Annotated in this window: 17 protein-coding genes; 3 read left to right on the top strand and 14 right to left on the bottom strand. The window is 37.8% G+C overall.

Annotated features, from left to right (window positions below):
* Window positions 1-11: 11 nt before the first annotated feature.
* Window positions 12-185: a 30S ribosomal protein S21 gene (gene rpsU / locus BLE01S_RS03595; protein WP_017380145.1), complete on the bottom strand. Its 174-nt coding sequence runs from the start codon at window positions 183-185 to the stop codon at window positions 12-14.
* A 179-nt stretch (window positions 186-364) separates the two neighbouring features.
* On the opposite strand from rpsU, the gene BLE01S_RS03590 reads away from it, so the two are divergent.
* Window positions 365-1,294, top strand: a complete 930-nt coding sequence (locus BLE01S_RS03590; protein ID WP_066137378.1) for a Na/Pi symporter — start codon at window positions 365-367, stop codon at window positions 1,292-1,294.
* Window positions 1,295-1,304: 10 nt separating this feature from the next.
* Here the strand turns inward: BLE01S_RS03590 and deoC are convergent, their stop codons facing one another.
* The 10 genes from deoC to lepA all read right to left on the bottom strand — a co-directional run bounded on the left by deoC (window position 1,305) and on the right by lepA (window position 13,561).
* Window positions 1,305-1,976 carry a deoxyribose-phosphate aldolase gene (deoC, locus tag BLE01S_RS03585; protein WP_066137376.1) on the bottom strand — a complete coding sequence of 224 codons (672 nt, stop codon included), beginning with the start codon at window positions 1,974-1,976 and terminating at the stop codon, window positions 1,305-1,307.
* Window positions 1,977-2,315: 339 nt separating this feature from the next.
* Window positions 2,316-3,668 carry a tRNA (N(6)-L-threonylcarbamoyladenosine(37)-C(2))-methylthiotransferase MtaB gene (gene mtaB, locus BLE01S_RS03580; protein ID WP_066137375.1) on the bottom strand — a complete coding sequence of 451 codons (1,353 nt, stop codon included), beginning with the start codon at window positions 3,666-3,668 and terminating at the stop codon, window positions 2,316-2,318.
* Between the two features lie 4 nt (window positions 3,669-3,672).
* A complete protein-coding gene (locus BLE01S_RS03575; RefSeq protein ID WP_066137373.1) occupies window positions 3,673-4,425 on the bottom strand; it encodes a 16S rRNA (uracil(1498)-N(3))-methyltransferase in 753 nt (250 codons plus the stop codon).
* A gap of 12 nt (window positions 4,426-4,437) precedes the next feature.
* On the bottom strand, window positions 4,438-5,376 hold the full coding sequence (prmA, locus tag BLE01S_RS03570; protein WP_066137372.1) for a 50S ribosomal protein L11 methyltransferase: 939 nt from the start codon (window positions 5,374-5,376) through the stop codon (window positions 4,438-4,440).
* Between the two features lie 21 nt (window positions 5,377-5,397).
* Window positions 5,398-6,513, bottom strand: coding sequence for a molecular chaperone DnaJ (gene dnaJ, locus BLE01S_RS03565; protein ID WP_066137370.1), 1,116 nt, complete (start codon window positions 6,511-6,513; stop codon window positions 5,398-5,400).
* A 189-nt stretch (window positions 6,514-6,702) separates the two neighbouring features.
* On the bottom strand, window positions 6,703-8,535 hold the full coding sequence (gene dnaK / locus BLE01S_RS03560; RefSeq protein ID WP_066137368.1) for a molecular chaperone DnaK: 1,833 nt from the start codon (window positions 8,533-8,535) through the stop codon (window positions 6,703-6,705).
* A gap of 30 nt (window positions 8,536-8,565) precedes the next feature.
* Complete coding sequence (gene grpE, locus BLE01S_RS03555) at window positions 8,566-9,159, bottom strand: nucleotide exchange factor GrpE (RefSeq protein ID WP_066137366.1); 594 nt, start codon at window positions 9,157-9,159, stop codon at window positions 8,566-8,568.
* A gap of 146 nt (window positions 9,160-9,305) precedes the next feature.
* Window positions 9,306-10,334, bottom strand: a complete 1,029-nt coding sequence (gene hrcA / locus BLE01S_RS03550) for a heat-inducible transcriptional repressor HrcA (RefSeq protein WP_066140834.1) — start codon at window positions 10,332-10,334, stop codon at window positions 9,306-9,308.
* A gap of 120 nt (window positions 10,335-10,454) precedes the next feature.
* A complete protein-coding gene (hemW, locus tag BLE01S_RS03545; protein ID WP_066137364.1) occupies window positions 10,455-11,585 on the bottom strand; it encodes a radical SAM family heme chaperone HemW in 1,131 nt (376 codons plus the stop codon).
* Between the two features lie 140 nt (window positions 11,586-11,725).
* A complete protein-coding gene (gene lepA / locus BLE01S_RS03540) occupies window positions 11,726-13,561 on the bottom strand; it encodes a translation elongation factor 4 (RefSeq protein WP_066137363.1) in 1,836 nt (611 codons plus the stop codon).
* Window positions 13,562-13,697: 136 nt separating this feature from the next.
* Between lepA and BLE01S_RS03535 the strand changes: the two genes are divergently transcribed.
* Window positions 13,698-14,141, top strand: coding sequence for a hypothetical protein (locus BLE01S_RS03535; RefSeq protein WP_066137361.1), 444 nt, complete (start codon window positions 13,698-13,700; stop codon window positions 14,139-14,141).
* A 16-nt stretch (window positions 14,142-14,157) separates the two neighbouring features.
* Here the strand turns inward: BLE01S_RS03535 and BLE01S_RS03530 are convergent, their stop codons facing one another.
* Window positions 14,158-14,484 (bottom strand): DUF3679 domain-containing protein, encoded by a 327-nt coding sequence (locus BLE01S_RS03530; RefSeq protein WP_066137359.1) that lies wholly within the window; start codon window positions 14,482-14,484, stop codon window positions 14,158-14,160.
* Between the two features lie 61 nt (window positions 14,485-14,545).
* The gene (gpr, locus tag BLE01S_RS03525) at window positions 14,546-15,679 is read right to left on the bottom strand and encodes a GPR endopeptidase (protein WP_066137357.1); all 1,134 of its coding nucleotides are present in this window, start codon (window positions 15,677-15,679) and stop codon (window positions 14,546-14,548) included.
* A 200-nt stretch (window positions 15,680-15,879) separates the two neighbouring features.
* On the opposite strand from gpr, the gene rpsT reads away from it, so the two are divergent.
* A complete protein-coding gene (rpsT, locus tag BLE01S_RS03520) occupies window positions 15,880-16,143 on the top strand; it encodes a 30S ribosomal protein S20 (RefSeq protein WP_066137355.1) in 264 nt (87 codons plus the stop codon).
* A 47-nt stretch (window positions 16,144-16,190) separates the two neighbouring features.
* Here the strand turns inward: rpsT and holA are convergent, their stop codons facing one another.
* The gene (holA, locus tag BLE01S_RS03515) at window positions 16,191-17,210 is read right to left on the bottom strand and encodes a DNA polymerase III subunit delta (protein ID WP_066137353.1); all 1,020 of its coding nucleotides are present in this window, start codon (window positions 17,208-17,210) and stop codon (window positions 16,191-16,193) included.
* Window positions 17,211-17,234: the final 24 nt, after the last annotated feature.

Here is a 17,234-nt window from a genome sequence, read left to right as displayed (position 1 = left end):
TGCACCCTCTTTTAGAACTTGCGCTTTCTAGCAGCTTCAGATTTCTTTTTACGTTTCACACTCGGTTTTTCATAAAACTCGCGCTTTCTAATTTCTTGTATTGTTCCACTTTTGGATACAGTACGTTTGAAGCGGCGAAGAGCATCTTCAAGTGATTCGTTTTTTCGAACGACAGTTTTTGACATCTCTCTTTCCCTCCCTCCGAACATAGCGATAACATGTTCATACATGGAAACCCATGTACTTTGCAATTATAATATAAGCCTATTAGCAGGTCAACAATCTTTATTGCAAGAACAAGAGATTTTCTTATATTCTGCATGTCTAATGACTAAAATTCATATGATTTACTGAGGTGAAGGACATGCTATATATATTATTTTTTATCGTTTTAGCGGCTTGCTTTTTGCTAGGTATGACATGGATGAGAATTGGCTTATATAATTTATCAGGCAGTGCGATGGAAAATTGGCTTCGCGAAATAACAGGGACACCCATAAAAGGACTATTCGCAGGCATTATAATGACCATAATTCTTCAAAGTAGTTCAGCTGTAACCGTGATTGCTGTAGGACTGGTCGCAACTCGTATCCTGTCCTTCCCACAAACGATAGGTATTATTCTCGGGACAAATATTGGGACAACTGTTACCCTCGAATTTCTATCTTTTGATATGTCAAATATTATAATACCGCTACTCATAACTGGTACTATAATGCAGTTTCTTCGAGGAGCTAAAGTAAAAAGTAGTGGTTTCATCTTACTTGGTATAGGCATTATTTTTGCGGCCATGAATGGCTTTGAATGGTTGTCAGGCCCCCTAGCAGAAATCGACTATATACAAAATCTTATTCTTTTAATGAGTAACAATGCATTGATCGCTTTTAGTACTGGAATTATTCTTACAGGTCTCATTCAATCGAGCACTGTAATGACAGGCATTGCCATGAGCTTTCTTGCAGCAGGGCTGTTTCCATTTGAAACAGGCATCGCAATCATGCTCGGTTCAAACATTGGTACTTGTACTACTGCTCTTCTTGCTGGCATCGGAGCTGGGCGCGAAGCTCGACTCACGGCATATGCTCATATGTGGCTTAATATAGGCGGAGCTTTATTGTTTTTGCCTCTCATTCCAGCCCTATCAAATATAAGCAGTTTACTTACGACTTCTCCTGATATTCAGCTTGCACATGCTAGTGTGCTATTTAATGTTACTTGTTCCTTAATCGTGCTACCATTCGCTAATCAATTCGGGAAATTTATTATGATCATTCACGGCAAAAAGATACCATGAGCCTTTATGATCAATAATCAGTTTCTCCAGCTAAGCCTTGTACAATTGCCACACCAGAGCTTGCGCCGATTCTTGTTGCACCAGCTTCAATCATTTTTTCTACATCTTCAAGGTTGCGAACTCCTCCGGATGCCTTCACACCTAGATCTTGCCCTACTGTTTTTCGCATTAGAGCAACATCTTCAATCGTTGCGCCACCAGTTGAAAATCCAGTTGATGTTTTTACAAAGTCAGCACCTGCTTCCTTTGCAAATTTGCAGGCTTGTCTTTTTTCTTCATCCGTTAAAAGACATGTTTCAATAATAACTTTTACTAGCGCTTTACCTTTTGCAGCTGCACAAACAGCAGTAATGTCTCTCTTGGCTAGTTCTTCGTTACCGCTTTTTAAAGCACCAATATTTAATACCATATCAATTTCATGTGCACCATTCTCAATGGCATTTTTCGTTTCAAAAGCTTTTGTTTCCGGTGTATTAGCCCCTAACGGAAAACCGATCACCGTACATATTTTTACATCTGTTTCTTTTAATAAACTACTCGCATACTCAACCCAAGTTGGATTAACGCAAACAGAAGCAAAATGATACTCTTGTGCTTCTTTACATAATATTTTTATGTTATCCTGAGTTGCATCTGCTTTTAATAACGTATGATCGATCATTCGAGCTATGTTTTGTGACATTGAAAAGTCTCCCTTCTGTTTACGAATGAATGTGTACATATATATTTTATCATTCTTAGGTATAAAGTAAAAAAGCATGCTTATAAGTGTTACTATGCTGTTATCTTTTTCATAAATTACATCTTTATTCTGTTATTTACGGACCATTTACGCTCCGTTACAAGCGTTGGAATATTTTATATTTTTTTGTGCTGATTTTATAAATCACTGAACCAGATTTATCGGTTCATCTGCTTCGCATGTAAAAATACAATTTAAGCAAAATAAGACTGCAGCTATTGGTTACTGCAGTCTCATTTGCTATATTTATTCTTCTACGTGCACGTGCTTACACGATTCTTAGATAACTAGTGATTTCGGCTCTTGTGCGATATCCATCACCCGGACAAATTGACCTTCGTTATAAGGATATCCTGCTTTTGTAATTTTTACTTTTACAAGTTTCCCAACCATATCTTCTGTTGCTGGAAAAACTACTTTTAGGTAATTATCTGTATAACCTTCGTATAAACCGCTATCTGGATTTTCTTTATATGCTTCTTCAGGAATAACTTCTAGCACTTCATTTTCAAAACGAGATGCGTATTGCTTCGCTAATTGATCAGACAATGCGATCAGACGGTGCACACGGTCATTTTTAACATTCTCATCTACCTGATCTGTCATCCTCGCTGCAGGCGTTCCAGTTCGTTTGGAGTAAGGGAACACGTGTAACTCAGAAAATTGATGTTCTTTAATAAAGTTGTATGTTTCCATAAATTCTTCTTCTGTCTCACCTGGAAACCCAACAATTACATCAGATGTAACAGCGAGCCCAGGCAATGCTTTTTTAAGCAATTGCAAACGTTCCGCGAAAAATTCCATCGTGTATTTACGTCGCATTCTTTTCAATACAGTATTAGAACCAGATTGCAGAGGAATATGCAGATGCCTAACGACAAGGTTTGATTTGTCGATTACATCAATTACTTCGTCCGTTAACTGACTTGCTTCGATGGACGAAATACGGATTCTTTTTAATCCATGAACTTGCTCTTCTAAATCACGTAGAAGCGCAGCCAAATTATAATCCTTCATATCTTCCCCGTATCCACCTGTATGAATACCAGTAAGAACAATTTCCATGTATCCAGCATCAACTAATTGCTGAGCTTGATGAATCACTTCTTTCGGATCCCGAGAACGCATTAAGCCTCGAGCCCAAGGAATGATACAAAATGTACAGAAGTTATTGCAACCTTCTTGGATTTTCAAAGAGGCGCGTGTTCGATCCGTGAAAGCTGGAACGTCAAGTTCTTCATACACACGGTTTTTCATAATATTGCCGACGCCATTAATCGGCTGTCTTTCCTGCTTGAATTGCTCTATATACTCGAGCATTTTCACACGATCTTGCGTGCCGACAACTACATCCACCCCCGGAATTGCCATAATCTCTGCTGGAGATGTTTGCGCGTAACATCCTGTTACACATATTACAGCATCCGGATTACTCCGGATAGCACGACGAATCACCTGACGACTTTTCTTGTCACCTGTATTTGTGACAGTACAAGTATTTATTACATAAACATCCGCCCTAGCTTCAAATTCCACTCGATCATAACCGTTATTCTTAAATAATTGCCATATTGCTTCTGTTTCATAATGGTTCACTTTACAACCTAATGTATGAAATGCAACAAGAGACATAAGATCACCTCATTAATTCAAAATGGTAGGAAATAGCAGCCAATGCGTATAAAGGCGCCGTTTCCGTTCTCAAAATCCTTGGACCAAGACCGCATAATATAAACCCATGAGCATGTAGTTCATTCGCTTCTTTTTCTGTCATCCCGCCTTCAGGCCCGAACACAAGTAACACTTTATTTCCTGGTTCGGTCTTATTTAAGGCTTCAGCAAAATTGCTTTGCTCGCCATACTTTGCTACTTCTTCATAAGCAACTATTTTTCGTTCACATTGCTCGCCTAATTGAATCAGTTCTTTGAAAGACAACGGCGCATGTACGGAGGGCAGGATTTGCCGGTGAGATTGTTCTGCAGCTTCTTTCGCGATCTTGTTCCAACGTTCTAGTTTTTTAACAGCTTTTTTCTCTTCCCATTTTACAATGGAGCGGCCAGCAATGAAAGGGACAAACTCAGAAGCACCCAGTTCCGTTCCCTTTTGAATGATCCATTCCAATTTATCCCCTTTTGGCAGCCCGCTCGCAATAACAATTTGAACGGGTAATTCTTTTGATTCTTCTTCCCAAGAGGTAACACTAGCTTCGACAGATACATCTGTTACTTGCTCAATGCTAGCTGTCGCGACTTTTCCATCATTAGTGACAATTAAAATTTCATCTCCCATTTTCATTCGCATAACACGAACAATATGGTGATAATCATCCCCAGTAATTTCTATCCTTTTTTGATTTACAAAAGGTTCATTAATAAAATAACGTTGCATCATGCCACCTCATTATTTCCTTCTTGCTATAAATGCAACCCAATCTTCCATGACAAGCGTCTCTTCTACTTCAAAACCAGCAACGACAATCGCTTCTCTCACTTCTAGCTTTTTCTGCTGAATAATTCCAGAGGTAATAAAATAACCATTTTTCTTCACTGTTTTTGCAGCGTCTTTAGTTAATTTCATAATAACTTCTGCTAGAATGTTGGCTACAACTACATCAGCTTGCTCATCGAGCCCATGAAGTAAATCGCTTTTTTTCACTGTTATTCGTTCAGCTAATCTATTTAATTCTACGTTCTCCTGCGCCGATTTTACCGCCACTTCATCTAAATCTAGCGCGGTTACATTGCTCGCTCCCAATAAAGCGGCAGCAATACTTAACACCCCTGAGCCTGTGCCAACATCTACAACAAAGTCATCCTTTTTTACTGTCCTCTCTAATGCTTGGATGCACATTACAGTTGTTGGATGTGTTCCTGTCCCAAACGCCATACCTGGATCAAGTTCAATTATTAATTCTTCTTTTGTACTTGGCACATATTCTTCCCATGTCGGCACAATTGTAAAAGTTTCCGATATTTTCACTGGGTTATAATACTTTTTCCATGCAGTTGCCCAATCTTCTTCATTTACTTCTGCCGTTGTTACCCGATTATTGCCAATATCTATATTAAAATTTGCTAGATCCGTAATTTCTTGCTTAATCGCATCAATCGTATCCACAATAAAACTGTTGACAGGCAAATAAGCTTTAATTACTACACCCTCATCGGGATAGTCAGCTGGGTTCAATTCGTAAATTTCGCCAAATACATCTTCGCGTTCCTTAAACAATTCAGCTGGATCTTCAATTACAACCCCACTTGCTCCATTTTCATGAAGAAGATTGGAGATAGGTTCCACTGCCTCATTTGTTGTATGAATGCTTATTTCAGTCCATTTCATTACATTAGACCCCAATCATAATTACTCACTTTTAAAAGCTCGCTTTACTTTATCAAAGAAACTTTCATGTTGTTCATCTGGGACATTACCACTTACATCAGCAAAATCGCGAAGCATTTGCTTCTGTTGTTCCGTTAATTTAGTTGGTGTAATAGTTTTCACTAGGATATGTTGATCACCAACACCATACCCTCTGACATTCTTCACACCTTTACCGCGCAAACGGAATCTAGTACCTGTTTGTGTACCTGCTGGAATTTTCAATTTTACTTTTCCATATAAAGTAGGAACTTCAATCTCATCTCCAAGTGCCGCTTGAACAAATGTAATTGGCATCTCACAGTAAATATCATCTCCATCACGTTCGAAAAACTCATGATCGCGTACTTGGAATACTACATAAAGATCGCCAGAAGGCCCACCATTCATTCCAGGCTCCCCTTGCCCCGCAACTCTCATTTGCTGTCCGTCATCGACACCTTGAGGTATTTTGACATTGATTTTTTTACGTTTTTTTACTGTGCCATCTCCACCGCATGTGCGGCATTTTTCTTTAATTATTTTTCCTGTTCCTTGACAATAATTACAAGCTCGTCGATTAACAATGCGGCCAAAAGGCGTATTTTGTTCTACATTCAATTGACCGCTACCATTACAATGTGAACATGTTTCAGGTGATGTGCCAGGTTTCGCACCGCTACCATCGCAAGTTTCACAAGTTTCTTCTCTCGGTATTTCAATTGTCGTATCTTTACCAAAAACAGCTTCTTCAAATGTCATAGACATCGTGTATTGGAGATCTGCCCCTTGTCTCGGCGCATTAGGGTCACGTCGCCCACCGCCACCGAAAAAAGTACTGAATATATCTTCAAACCCGCCGAAGCCGCCACCAAAGTCCGAACCACCGCCAAAACCTTGAGGTCCCTGATGTCCGAATTGATCATATTGAGCACGTTTTTGATCATCATTCAGTACTTCATATGCTTCTGTAAGCTCTTTAAATTTCTCATCTGCTCCAGGTTCTTTATTAATATCTGGATGGTACTTTTTAGAAAGACGCCTATATGCTTTTTTAATCTCATCTTTTGATGCACCCTCTGTTACACCTAACACTTCATAATAATCTCGTTTACTCATCTCTACACACTCCCGAATCTTTTCACATAACGTATATTTTAACACATCGGACATAAGGATTGAAAGAAACAAATACCTACATAAGAAAAGTCAAAGCCGTTTATGACAGGCTTTGACTTTTAGATCCGCATTGGTGGGACACATTGACTTCGCCAATTGCCAGTTTAGCCAATGTGTCACCATATATGCTTACTTCGTTTCTTTGTCGTCTTCTACTTCTTCGAACTCAGCGTCAACAACATTATCATCTGCGTTTCCGCCTTCAGCACCTTGCTGTGCTTCTGCTTGTTTCGCAGCTTCCTCATATAGCTTCATAGATAGATTTTGCACGATTTCTTGAAGAGCATCTTTCTTTTCACGGATTTCCTCAAGTTCGTTTTTCTCAATTGCAGCTTTCAAAGCATCTTTCGCTTCTTCTGCTTTTTTCACTTCTTCTTCGTCGACTTTTCCTTCAAGATCTTTCAACGTTTTTTCAGTAGTGAAAACTAATTGGTCTGCTTCATTTCTAAGTTCTACTTCTTCTTGACGTTTTTTATCAGCTTCAGCGTTTTCTTCTGCTTCTTTTACCATACGCTCTACTTCTTCATCAGATAGACCAGAAGAAGACTTAATCGTAATATTTTGCTCTTTACCAGTGCCCATATCTTTTGCACTTACATTAACAATCCCGTTCTTGTCAATATCAAATTTCACTTCGATTTGTGGCACGCCACGTGGTGCAGGAGGAATATCAGCTAATTGGAAACGGCCAAGCGTTTTATTATCTGTCGCCATCGGGCGTTCTCCTTGCAATACATGGATATCAACCGCTGTTTGACTATCTGCAGCTGTTGAGAAAACCTGTGCTTTCGATGTTGGAATTGTTGTATTACGATCAATAAGTTTTGTAAATACTCCACCCATTGTTTCAATTCCTAGTGAAAGTGGAGTAACGTCTAGAAGTACTACGTCTTTCACATCTCCAGTAAGGACTCCCCCTTGAATAGATGCACCCATTGCAACTACTTCATCAGGGTTAACGCCTTTATGTGGATCTTGGCCAGTTTCTTTATGAATAGCTTCTTGTACCGCCGGGATACGTGTTGAACCACCAACAAGAATAACTTTATCTATTTCTGATGCCGATTTACCTGAATCTTTTAGTGCCTGGCGAGTTGGTGCCATTGTTCTCTCAACTAGTTCTGAAGTCAATTCATCAAACTTAGCGCGAGTCAATGATATTTCCATATGAAGAGGTCCAGCTTCACCAGCTGTAATAAACGGTAATGAAATTTGTGTAGATGTTACACCAGAAAGATCTTTTTTTGCTTTTTCAGCAGCATCTTTTAAACGTTGTAGAGCCATTTTATCTTTAGAAAGATCAATGCCATTTTCTTTTTTGAATTCTTGAACAAGATAATCAATAATTTTCTCGTCAAAGTCATCTCCACCAAGACGGTTATCACCTGCTGTTGCAAGCACTTCAAATACTCCGTCACCAAGTTCCATAATAGAGACGTCAAATGTTCCGCCGCCAAGGTCATACACTAAAATTGTTTGATCTTCATCTGTTTTATCAAGACCGTATGCTAATGCAGCTGCTGTTGGCTCGTTAATAATACGCTCCACTTCAAGGCCAGCAATGATTCCAGCATCTCTCGTAGCTTGACGCTCTGCATCGTTGAAGTATGCAGGAACAGTAATAACAGCTTTGTCCACTTTTTCACCTAGATAATCTTCAGCATATGATTTTAAATATTGAAGAATAATCGCAGAAAGTTCCTGTGGGGAATATTCTTTTCCTTCAATTTCTTCTGTATGGGTAGTTCCCATATGACGCTTGATAGACATAATAGTATTTGGGTTAGTAATTGCTTGGCGCTTTGCAACTTCCCCTACTTGACGCTCTCCATTTTTAAATGCAATGACGGAAGGCGTTGTGCGGTTACCTTCTGGATTAGGGATAACTTTCGCTTCTCCACCTTCAAGCACTGCCACACAAGAGTTGGTAGTACCTAAATCAATACCAATAATTTTACTCATGTTCATGTACCTCCTATAATATGTAAACTATTATTTATTTACTTTAACCATTGACGGTCTGATAACACGATCTTTTAATTTATACCCTTTTTGGAACTCTTCGACAACAATATTAGGTCCATATTGTTCCTCTTCTGTTTGCATTACAGCTTGGTGGAGATTTGGATCAAACTCTTCTCCTACAGCTTCAATCTGCTCTGCACCTTCTTGTTTTAACGCATCGATGATACCGCGATAAACCATTTCTACACCAGTAAGTAACGATTTCGCCTGTTCATTATCAAGATCCACTTGCATTGCTCGCTCGAAATTATCGATTGCTGGCAAAAGGTTTGTTACTAAATTTTGTGCTCTATATTTTTCACCCGCTTCCCTGTCAAGTTGGGAACGACGGCGGAAATTTTCAAAATCCGCATACAAGCGCAAGTAACGGCTTTCTGATTCTGCTAGTTTTGCTTCAAGCTCTGCAATTTTCTGATTCGATTCATCAGATTCGCTTTCAGTGATATCAGCCTCATCTTCAACAACTTCTACTTCCTCTAGAATTTCTTCTTCAGTAGTTGCAATTGACTCCTCATCTGTATCATGCGCTTGTTCGGATGTAACCTTCGTTTCATCTATCATGACTTCACCTCCTTAAAATACTAAGACCTCTAGCCCTAGTTATCCATCCACAAGTAGATTGACTTATGGGTGGATGCTTGAGCTAAATACTATACATGAAAGACTAGGGCAGGAACGCTAACTATAGAGCGATATGTTCCAAAGTTTTATTGTTGGTATAACCTAGATAGAGCTAGACTCATATCTTTGCTTAAAAAATCAAGCAACGTAATGACTCGTGAATATTCCATTCTTGTTGGCCCCAAAATGGCAATTGTACCAACCGGTTCCTGTCCAATAGAATATGTTGCCGTAATCAGGCTGCAATTTTCCATTATTGAATGATTATTTTCTTTACCGATTTTAACATGTATCCCACTAGGTATGTGCTTGAATAATTCATATATTCCCTGTTCTTGTTCTATCATATCCAATAATCCACGAACTTTATCAATATTATGGAATTCAGGTTGATTCAACATATTCATTTTTCCAGCAAAAAATAGTTTTTCTGCTAGTGGTATATTCACCGTTTCCGTAATTGTCTTCAGTATATAATCATATTCCTGTATATTTTGCCGTAAAAGATCTGCAACTTCTTTAAGCATTGTATCCTGAAGTTCAGAGATCGGGATACCTTTTAGCTTATGATTTAATATATTAACAAGCTTTTCGATTTCTTCAGGTACAATATTTGCCGGAAGCGTAAAGATTCGATTCTCGACATGGCCCGTATCTGTAATAATTATCGCAACTGCCGACTCTTGATTAAGTGGGACGATTTGCAGTTTTCTTAATCTATTTTCTTTGACTGCAGGGCCAAGCAATATAGCTGTATAATTAGTCAGCTCCGACAATATCCTTGCTGAATTTTGAACAATGTTCTCCAACTCATAAATTCTCTCTGCAAAAACGGAATGGATTTTATTGATGTCATCAGCGTGTAGCGCATGTGGCGATAATAAATGATCCACATAATAGCGATACCCTTTTTCAGAAGGAACTCGCCCAGAAGAAGTATGTGTTTTTTCAATAAATCCCAAAGCTTCTAATTCAGCCATTTCATTTCTAATTGTTGCTGAACTTAAAAGTATCCCTTGTTTTTCGGAAAGGCTTCGTGAGCCAACGGGTTGAGCAGATTGGATAAAGTCATCAATAATTACCTGAAGTATAAGTAGTTGACGATCCGTTAACAACATTTATCACCTCTGTTAGCACTCTATTCACCTGAGTGCTAAATCTATAATAAAAATAACAAAATGTATGGTTGCTGTCAACGGTTTTACTCACTACAAACATATATTAAGCATCAGAGGTCAGAGAAGAAATGATTGAAATACTTCATTACCAAGAAAACGGCCTTTCTCCGTCAGACGTAGGTAACCTTCTTCCTTAATTAAAAGCTCTCTTCTTTCCATTTCCGAAATAGACGATTTAAAAACATCTAAAAGACTTTCACCATATTTTTCTTTAAAATGTTCTAACTCTACACCAACTGTTTTTCTTAATCCAAGGAACATCTCTTCTTCCATCATTTCTTTCTTCGTTACTTGGTTCTCCTCAAAAATTGGGAGCTCTCCATCTTTTAGTGGATCCATGTATTTTTTTATTGGACCTGCGTTGGAATATCTTTTCTTATTTATATATCCATGAGCACCTGCTCCAAATCCAAAGTACTCCTCGTTATTCCAATATATTAAATTATGTTTACTTTCAAAACCTGGTTCAGAGAAATTACTGATTTCATATTGCCTCAATCCCTTTTTCTCCATTTCCTCCATTAATATTGTGAACATCTCTGTTTCTGTGTCTTCACCAGGCAAGTGCAATTTGCCTTTTCTCTTTAAATTGTAGAAAACAGTTTTAGGCTCCACAATCAAAGAATAACCAGAGTAATGAGGGAGATCTAAAGCAAGGGCTTCAGATAATGTTGCTTTGAAATCCGCTGTAGTTTGTGTTGGTAAGGCATAAATTAAATCTATACTAATATTCGAAAACCCAAGTTTTTGAGCTTTTTCAATTGTTGTATACACATCTTTCACACGGTGTGCCCTACCTATTTTCGCTAATAATTCATCATTAAAAGCTTGGACACCGAAACTTAAACGATTCACACCATGATCAGCTAGGATTTGTAATTTTTCAACAGACATATCCCCTGGATTTGCTTCAAATGTAAATTCTCCATTAGGCATGATTGGTAAATACTCTACTATCCCCTTACAAAGAGCTTCCAATTGCATTTCATTTAAAGCAGTTGGCGTTCCACCACCAACAAAGATTGTCTCTAATTGGTCGAATGGATGTTGCGTAGTTGCTATTTCAAATTCCTTTTTTAATAAACTAATATATTCGTCCACTGGTTGTCCTTGAAGAAACACTTTATTAAAGTCACAATAATGACAAATATGCTCACAGAAAGGAATATGGATATATGCTGCTTTCATTTTGTTCACATCCCTTTATGAAATTGAAACACATACTATAATGAATTTCATGTGCTTCTCGAATGACGAAAGAAATAATCCTATCAATAAAAGGGAAGTGCAGCATGATTATGCATCAGGCTTTACTTCCCTTGATTAGCTCAGCTATTTTTACCTGGTTCATCTCTTTTCAATACGGCCATAAAGGCTTCTTGTGGGACTTCAACGGAACCAACTTGTTTCATGCGTTTTTTACCTTCTTTTTGTTTCTCCAATAATTTACGCTTCCGTGAAATATCTCCACCATAACATTTCGCCAATACGTTTTTCCCCATAGATTTGATCGTTGATCTTGCCACGATCTTTTGACCAATAGCAGCTTGAACTGGAACTTCAAATTGTTGACGAGGTATAAGCTCTTTCAACTTTTCTACAATTGTTTTTCCACGTTCATAAGCAAAGTCTCGATGGACAATAAAGCTTAATGCATCCACTTTTTCTGTATTAAGTAAAATATCCATCTTCACTAAATTCGATGGTTGATAGCCTATCAGTTCATAATCAAACGAAGCGTAACCCTTTGTATTAGATTTTAATTGGTCAAAAAAATCATATACAATCTCAGCAAGTGGAATTTCGTAGACGACATTTACACGAATATCGTCAAGATATTGCATGTCTACAAAGTTCCCTCGCTTATCCTGAGCTAATTCCATCACTGCTCCAACATAATCATTCGGAACCATCATGGATGCTTTTACATATGGCTCTTCTACATGATCGATCTTTTGCGGATCAGGCATATTAGATGGATTATCAACGGAAAGTTCCGTTCCATCTGTCATATACACTTTGTAAATAACACTTGGTGCTGTTGTAATTAAATCTATTTTAAATTCACGTTCAATTCTTTCTTGTATGATCTCCATATGTAATAGACCTAGAAAACCACAACGGAATCCGAAACCTAGCGCTTGTGACGTTTCTGGCTCATATTCTAACGCCGAATCATTTAATTCTAATTTTTCTAAAGCTTCTCTCAAGTCATTAAACTTTGCGGAATCAATTGGATATAGCCCACAAAACACCATAGGATTCATCCTTCTATATCCAGATAAAGGTTCCGCTGCAGGATTATTTGCGTGAGTAATTGTATCTCCTACTGTTGTATCGCCGACTTTTTTAATAGCAGCGGTTAAAAAACCAACATCTCCCACAGTTAATTCATCTACAAGTACCGGTTTTGGTGCATGTACACCAACCTCTAATACTTCGAATTCTTTTCCTGTGGCCATCATTTTAATTTTATCGCCGACTTTTACGGTCCCTTCCATTATACGAATGGATGCGATAACGCCTCGATAAGCATCATATATCGAGTCGAAGATTAAAGCTTTTAAAGGTGCACTTGGATCACCTTGAGGCGCAGGTACCTTTTCAACAATTTGTTCAAGAATATCTTCGATACCTATGCCTGCCTTGGCAGAAGCATGGACCGCTTCTGAGGCATCTAAACCGATCACATCTTCAATTTCTTGTTTCACACGATCTGGTTCAGCAGCAGGTAAGTCAATTTTATTAATGACAGGTAGAATTTCCAAGTCATTGTCTAATGCTAAATAAACGTTCGCTAAAGTTTGCGCTTCAATCCCTTGAGCAGCATCTACAACAAGAATTGCCCCCTCACAAGCAGCAAGACTCCTAGAAACCTCATAGGTAAAATCTACGTGTCCAGGTGTATCGATTAGATGAAGAATATAATCTTCACCATCTTTTGCACGATATGTTAATTGAACCGCATTTAATTTAATAGTAATGCCCCGCTCTCGTTCCAAATCCATGGAATCAAGCAGTTGGCTTTTCATTTCGCGTGAAGTCAATGCCTTCGTCTGTTCTAAAATTCTATCTGCTAATGTCGATTTCCCATGATCGATATGGGCAATAATCGAAAAGTTACGGATCTTTTCTTGTCTTTTTAATTTTTCATCATGATTCATCTTCTTCACTCCTGTTAATCGGCGCATGTATGCTAGGTTAAATTATATCAGCGAATAAATCAATGAGCAAATATAGAAAAGCGAAAGCGTTTGTTTAGCGACGTACAAACTGAGCTTACGTGTAGGTGCGTAGGCGTTGTCACAGGACGTGGCGGCTTTAGTCCAAAGTACAAAGATAGAGGAAACATTGACTAGAACCAAAACTTTTAACCACGATTCTACTTTTGTTATAAAAGCTAGACAAGAAAAAAGTACATCCATTTGGATGCACTCATCATACATAATAATCTTTCTGTATACACTTAACGAACTAGGGTTAACAAATTTCTCTATCCCTTATACATCATTTTCCATGCTTACTGGCCGTCGATGCGTATTTCAAGCGGTTACGATACTTATACTAGCTGTCAGAAGTTTCTTACTAGCAATGGATAAACGTTTACTGGCCATAAACGGGAGAAAACAAGTGAACATTATTACGTTACAGTTAGATATATTTCCAGGCATTTCGCATGATCGATGTACTAAAACGTTCCGTACGATCAAACTAAGACAGAGTAATGCCTTTTTATACAATTAGATCTATTAAAAACTCTTTAAATTAAATTAGTTAAAACATCAATTACTTTATTTACTACTCCTGTAACTACAGAGGCTAATATCTTTCCGGCCTCAGATAAGTAGCTAACTTTATCTTTATTTACCTGAAGCTTTTCTTCCTCGTCAATCAACTCTCTATTATTTTTCATCAGTGTAGCTTCAATTTCTTTGGCATCATTTTCATTTATATGACTAGGTGATTGAAGTGAGTAAATTTCATAACTACTTTGCTTTTTCTCATCACTGGATTTTTCCATTCCAATTAGAATTCCTGCATACAATACAAGTATTAATAGCATGCATTTCACAATGAAATTCCTCAAACTCGCCACCTGCCTTCTAGCATATTTATATGCTTTTCTTTAAATTGATAGAACTGCTATTTTACCTTGTTTTGAAACCTGCATCTGTCTTGTCTACGGCGGAATGAAGAGCCGCATTTAACCCTGTTGCAAGCAAATTTGCCATGTCTTCTATGAAAACATCTACCTCTTTCGGTGTGACCATTAAATTATGACCAAGGGGGGCTAAAACTTCTTGAATTAATTTCCGCTTATCCTCTTCTTCTAATGTTCCGACGATACCCAAAAAAGTTTTTCTTTCTTTCTCTTCTGGTAAATCCTCATCTGTTAACTTGCGTTTCTCACCAAATGTAAGACCGGCTGGAGCAAGAGATCGCGAAGGTCTACCTGATTCCTCAAGTTCCTTGCCGAAATGCTTTAATAAAAAATCGATCGTATCACTAGTAATTGTTACTGCATCCACAACCGTTGGTACACCTATGGAGATAACAGGAACACCTAATGTTTCTTTGCTTATCTCTTTACGTTTATTACCAACACCGGAACCAGGATGGATGCCCGTATCAGAAATTTGGATTGTTGAGTTCACTCTCTCGATCGATCGCGATGCAAGCGCATCTAGAGCAATAATAAAATCAGGTTTTGAATTTTTGGATACACCGAAGATAATATCACTTGTTTCTATCCCCGTAATCCCCATCACACCTGGGGATAGAGCACTAACAGATCTATAACTCTCCTCTACATGATCTGGCTCTAGCTCAAATAAATGTCTTGTTACGATTAGATTTTCACAAACAAGGGGTCCCAGCGAATCTGGAGTTACATTCCAGTTTCCAAGACCTACAACTAAACAACTTGCCGTTTTAGGGATATTACACATTTCTAAAAAAGAACTAAATTCTCGCGTAAATATTTCCTGTGCCTGTTGTTGTACAACACTATCTTGCGTTCTTATCCCTTGCACCTCTATCGTTAAATAATTTCCTTGCTTTTTCCCTAATCTAGCGGCACCCTCTTGCGTAATCTCTGTGGAAGTTATCTTTACATCCCCTTCCATTTTTTCTTTGAAAATAACTCCTTCAATTTCTCTATGCTTAACGATATCTTTATCACTTTTATTCATAGCTAGTTGTGCAAGTGCCATTTCAAATGCTTCAGATGCTAAGTCCGTTCTTACATTGTAAGAGCTTAAATCTAATTCACCCTTTTCCATCTATTAGAGCCTCCTAAATATAAATACTTTACTTTCAAGCTTTTCCCAATGGCTTATTTTCATTCAAAAATCTATTTGCTCAGGGAAATTGTATTGCATTCTCCTCACTGGTTTGATAAAATATCTCTTGTTCTTATTATTAATGAACCGTGAAATTCGAGTGACAATAAAACCTCGATATTCGTCAGGAGGTGAATGCATTGCCAAACATCAAATCAGCTATTAAACGCGTGAGAATCAACGAACAAAAAAGCGCACAAAACATTGCAGTTAAATCTGCTATGCGTACAGCTGTTAAGAAATTCGAAACTGCTGTAGACCAAAACGAAGAAACTGCGAAAGATTTGTTTAAAGTTGCTATCAAACACTTAGACAAAGCTGCAACAAAAGGCTTAATTCATAAAAACACAGCTAACCGTCAAAAAGCACGTCTAGCAAAAAAATTAAGCAAAGCAACTGCATAATATGGCAACAAAAAAACGACCCCATTTTGGAGTCGTTTTTTATTTTTTTACACTTTCAAGCTCCCAAGTTTAAAAAGAAAAAGTTCAAGTGCAAGATCCCGACTACTCGCACCGGTTTTTAGATGTTCATCGCTATTAGCGAGCAAATTCATAATTTCTCCTAGCGCTTCTTCCGAAAAAGAACGTGCTTGACCAGATGCGAGCTTTACACGAAATGGATGAGTTTTTAATGTGGAAGCAATTTGCTGCTGTCCATACCCCCTTTTCATTAGCTCCTTCACCTGATAAATCAACCTGAACTGACTCGCTAAAAGTGCGAGTATTTTTATTGGCTCTTCGTTTTGTTTACGCAAATCGTAATATATTCGAAACGCTTCGTCCATTTTACGCTGAACTACCTTGTCTACTAAAGAAAAGATGTTTTGTTCAATCGACCTAGATGTCAAATCTTCCACCATGTTCTCATCTATTCTTTTCGTATCAGCAGCAAACAAAGATAATTTTTGAATTTCAGTATCTAGCTTCATTAAATCTGATCCAACCAAAACGAGTAAAAAATCAATTGCTGATTCATCTATTTGCACTTCATTCTCAGCAGTTTTTTCTCTGATCCATACTTTTAACTCAGGTTCCCCCATCTTTTTCACTTCAATAACTTCTGCTGTTTTCTTAAGCAGCTTTGTTATTTTTTTGCGTTCATCTAATTTTTCATATGTACTAGCAAATACAACAATCGAATATGATGGAGGTGTTTGTAGATAGGCCTCCAATTTTTTTACGTTATGCTCTATTTTATTTTTCTGTTTTTCTGCTGTTAAAAATACGGGATTATGCAGAATAACTAACTTTTTCTCTCCAATGAATGGAATTGTTTCTGCATCCTCTAAAGCTACTTCAATTGGGGTTTCCTCTAAATCATATACAGATAAATTAAAATCTAAATCCTCTTTCGTTAACACATTCGCCACTAATTTTTGCTTTGTCTCATTGATTAAAAAGCTCTCTGTTCCGTATAATAAATATACAGGCGAAAATTGTTTCTGTTCAATCTTTTTCCATGCATTCATAAAATTAGTGCCCTCTCTCCCAAA

Source organism: Lederbergia lenta NBRC 16444 (genome assembly GCF_001591545.1).
GTDB classification, from domain to species: domain Bacteria; phylum Bacillota; class Bacilli; order Bacillales; family Bacillaceae_C; genus Lederbergia; species Lederbergia lenta.
Note: the sequence above shows the minus strand (reverse complement) of the source record. Positions and strands in the feature narration are given on the sequence as shown.

Excerpts from the sequence above, each read along its gene's own strand:
- holA (WP_066137353.1), bottom strand. The coding sequence starts at position 17,210 with ATGAATGCATGGAAAAAGATTGAACAGAAACAATTTTCGCCTGTATAT.
- grpE (WP_066137366.1), bottom strand. The coding sequence starts at position 9,159 with ATGATAGATGAAACGAAGGTTACATCCGAACAAGCGCATGATACAGAT.
- BLE01S_RS03575 (WP_066137373.1), bottom strand. The coding sequence starts at position 4,425 with ATGCAACGTTATTTTATTAATGAACCTTTTGTAAATCAAAAAAGGATA.
- deoC (WP_066137376.1), bottom strand. The coding sequence starts at position 1,976 with ATGTCACAAAACATAGCTCGAATGATCGATCATACGTTATTAAAAGCA.
- rpsU (WP_017380145.1), bottom strand. The coding sequence starts at position 185 with ATGTCAAAAACTGTCGTTCGAAAAAACGAATCACTTGAAGATGCTCTT.
- lepA (WP_066137363.1), bottom strand. The coding sequence starts at position 13,561 with ATGAATCATGATGAAAAATTAAAAAGACAAGAAAAGATCCGTAACTTT.
- hemW (WP_066137364.1), bottom strand. The coding sequence starts at position 11,585 with ATGAAAGCAGCATATATCCATATTCCTTTCTGTGAGCATATTTGTCAT.
- prmA (WP_066137372.1), bottom strand. The coding sequence starts at position 5,376 with ATGAAATGGACTGAAATAAGCATTCATACAACAAATGAGGCAGTGGAA.
- dnaK (WP_066137368.1), bottom strand. The coding sequence starts at position 8,535 with ATGAGTAAAATTATTGGTATTGATTTAGGTACTACCAACTCTTGTGTG.
- mtaB (WP_066137375.1), bottom strand. The coding sequence starts at position 3,668 with ATGTCTCTTGTTGCATTTCATACATTAGGTTGTAAAGTGAACCATTAT.
- BLE01S_RS03590 (WP_066137378.1), top strand. The coding sequence starts at position 365 with ATGCTATATATATTATTTTTTATCGTTTTAGCGGCTTGCTTTTTGCTA.
- gpr (WP_066137357.1), bottom strand. The coding sequence starts at position 15,679 with ATGGAAAAGGGTGAATTAGATTTAAGCTCTTACAATGTAAGAACGGAC.
- dnaJ (WP_066137370.1), bottom strand. The coding sequence starts at position 6,513 with ATGAGTAAACGAGATTATTATGAAGTGTTAGGTGTAACAGAGGGTGCA.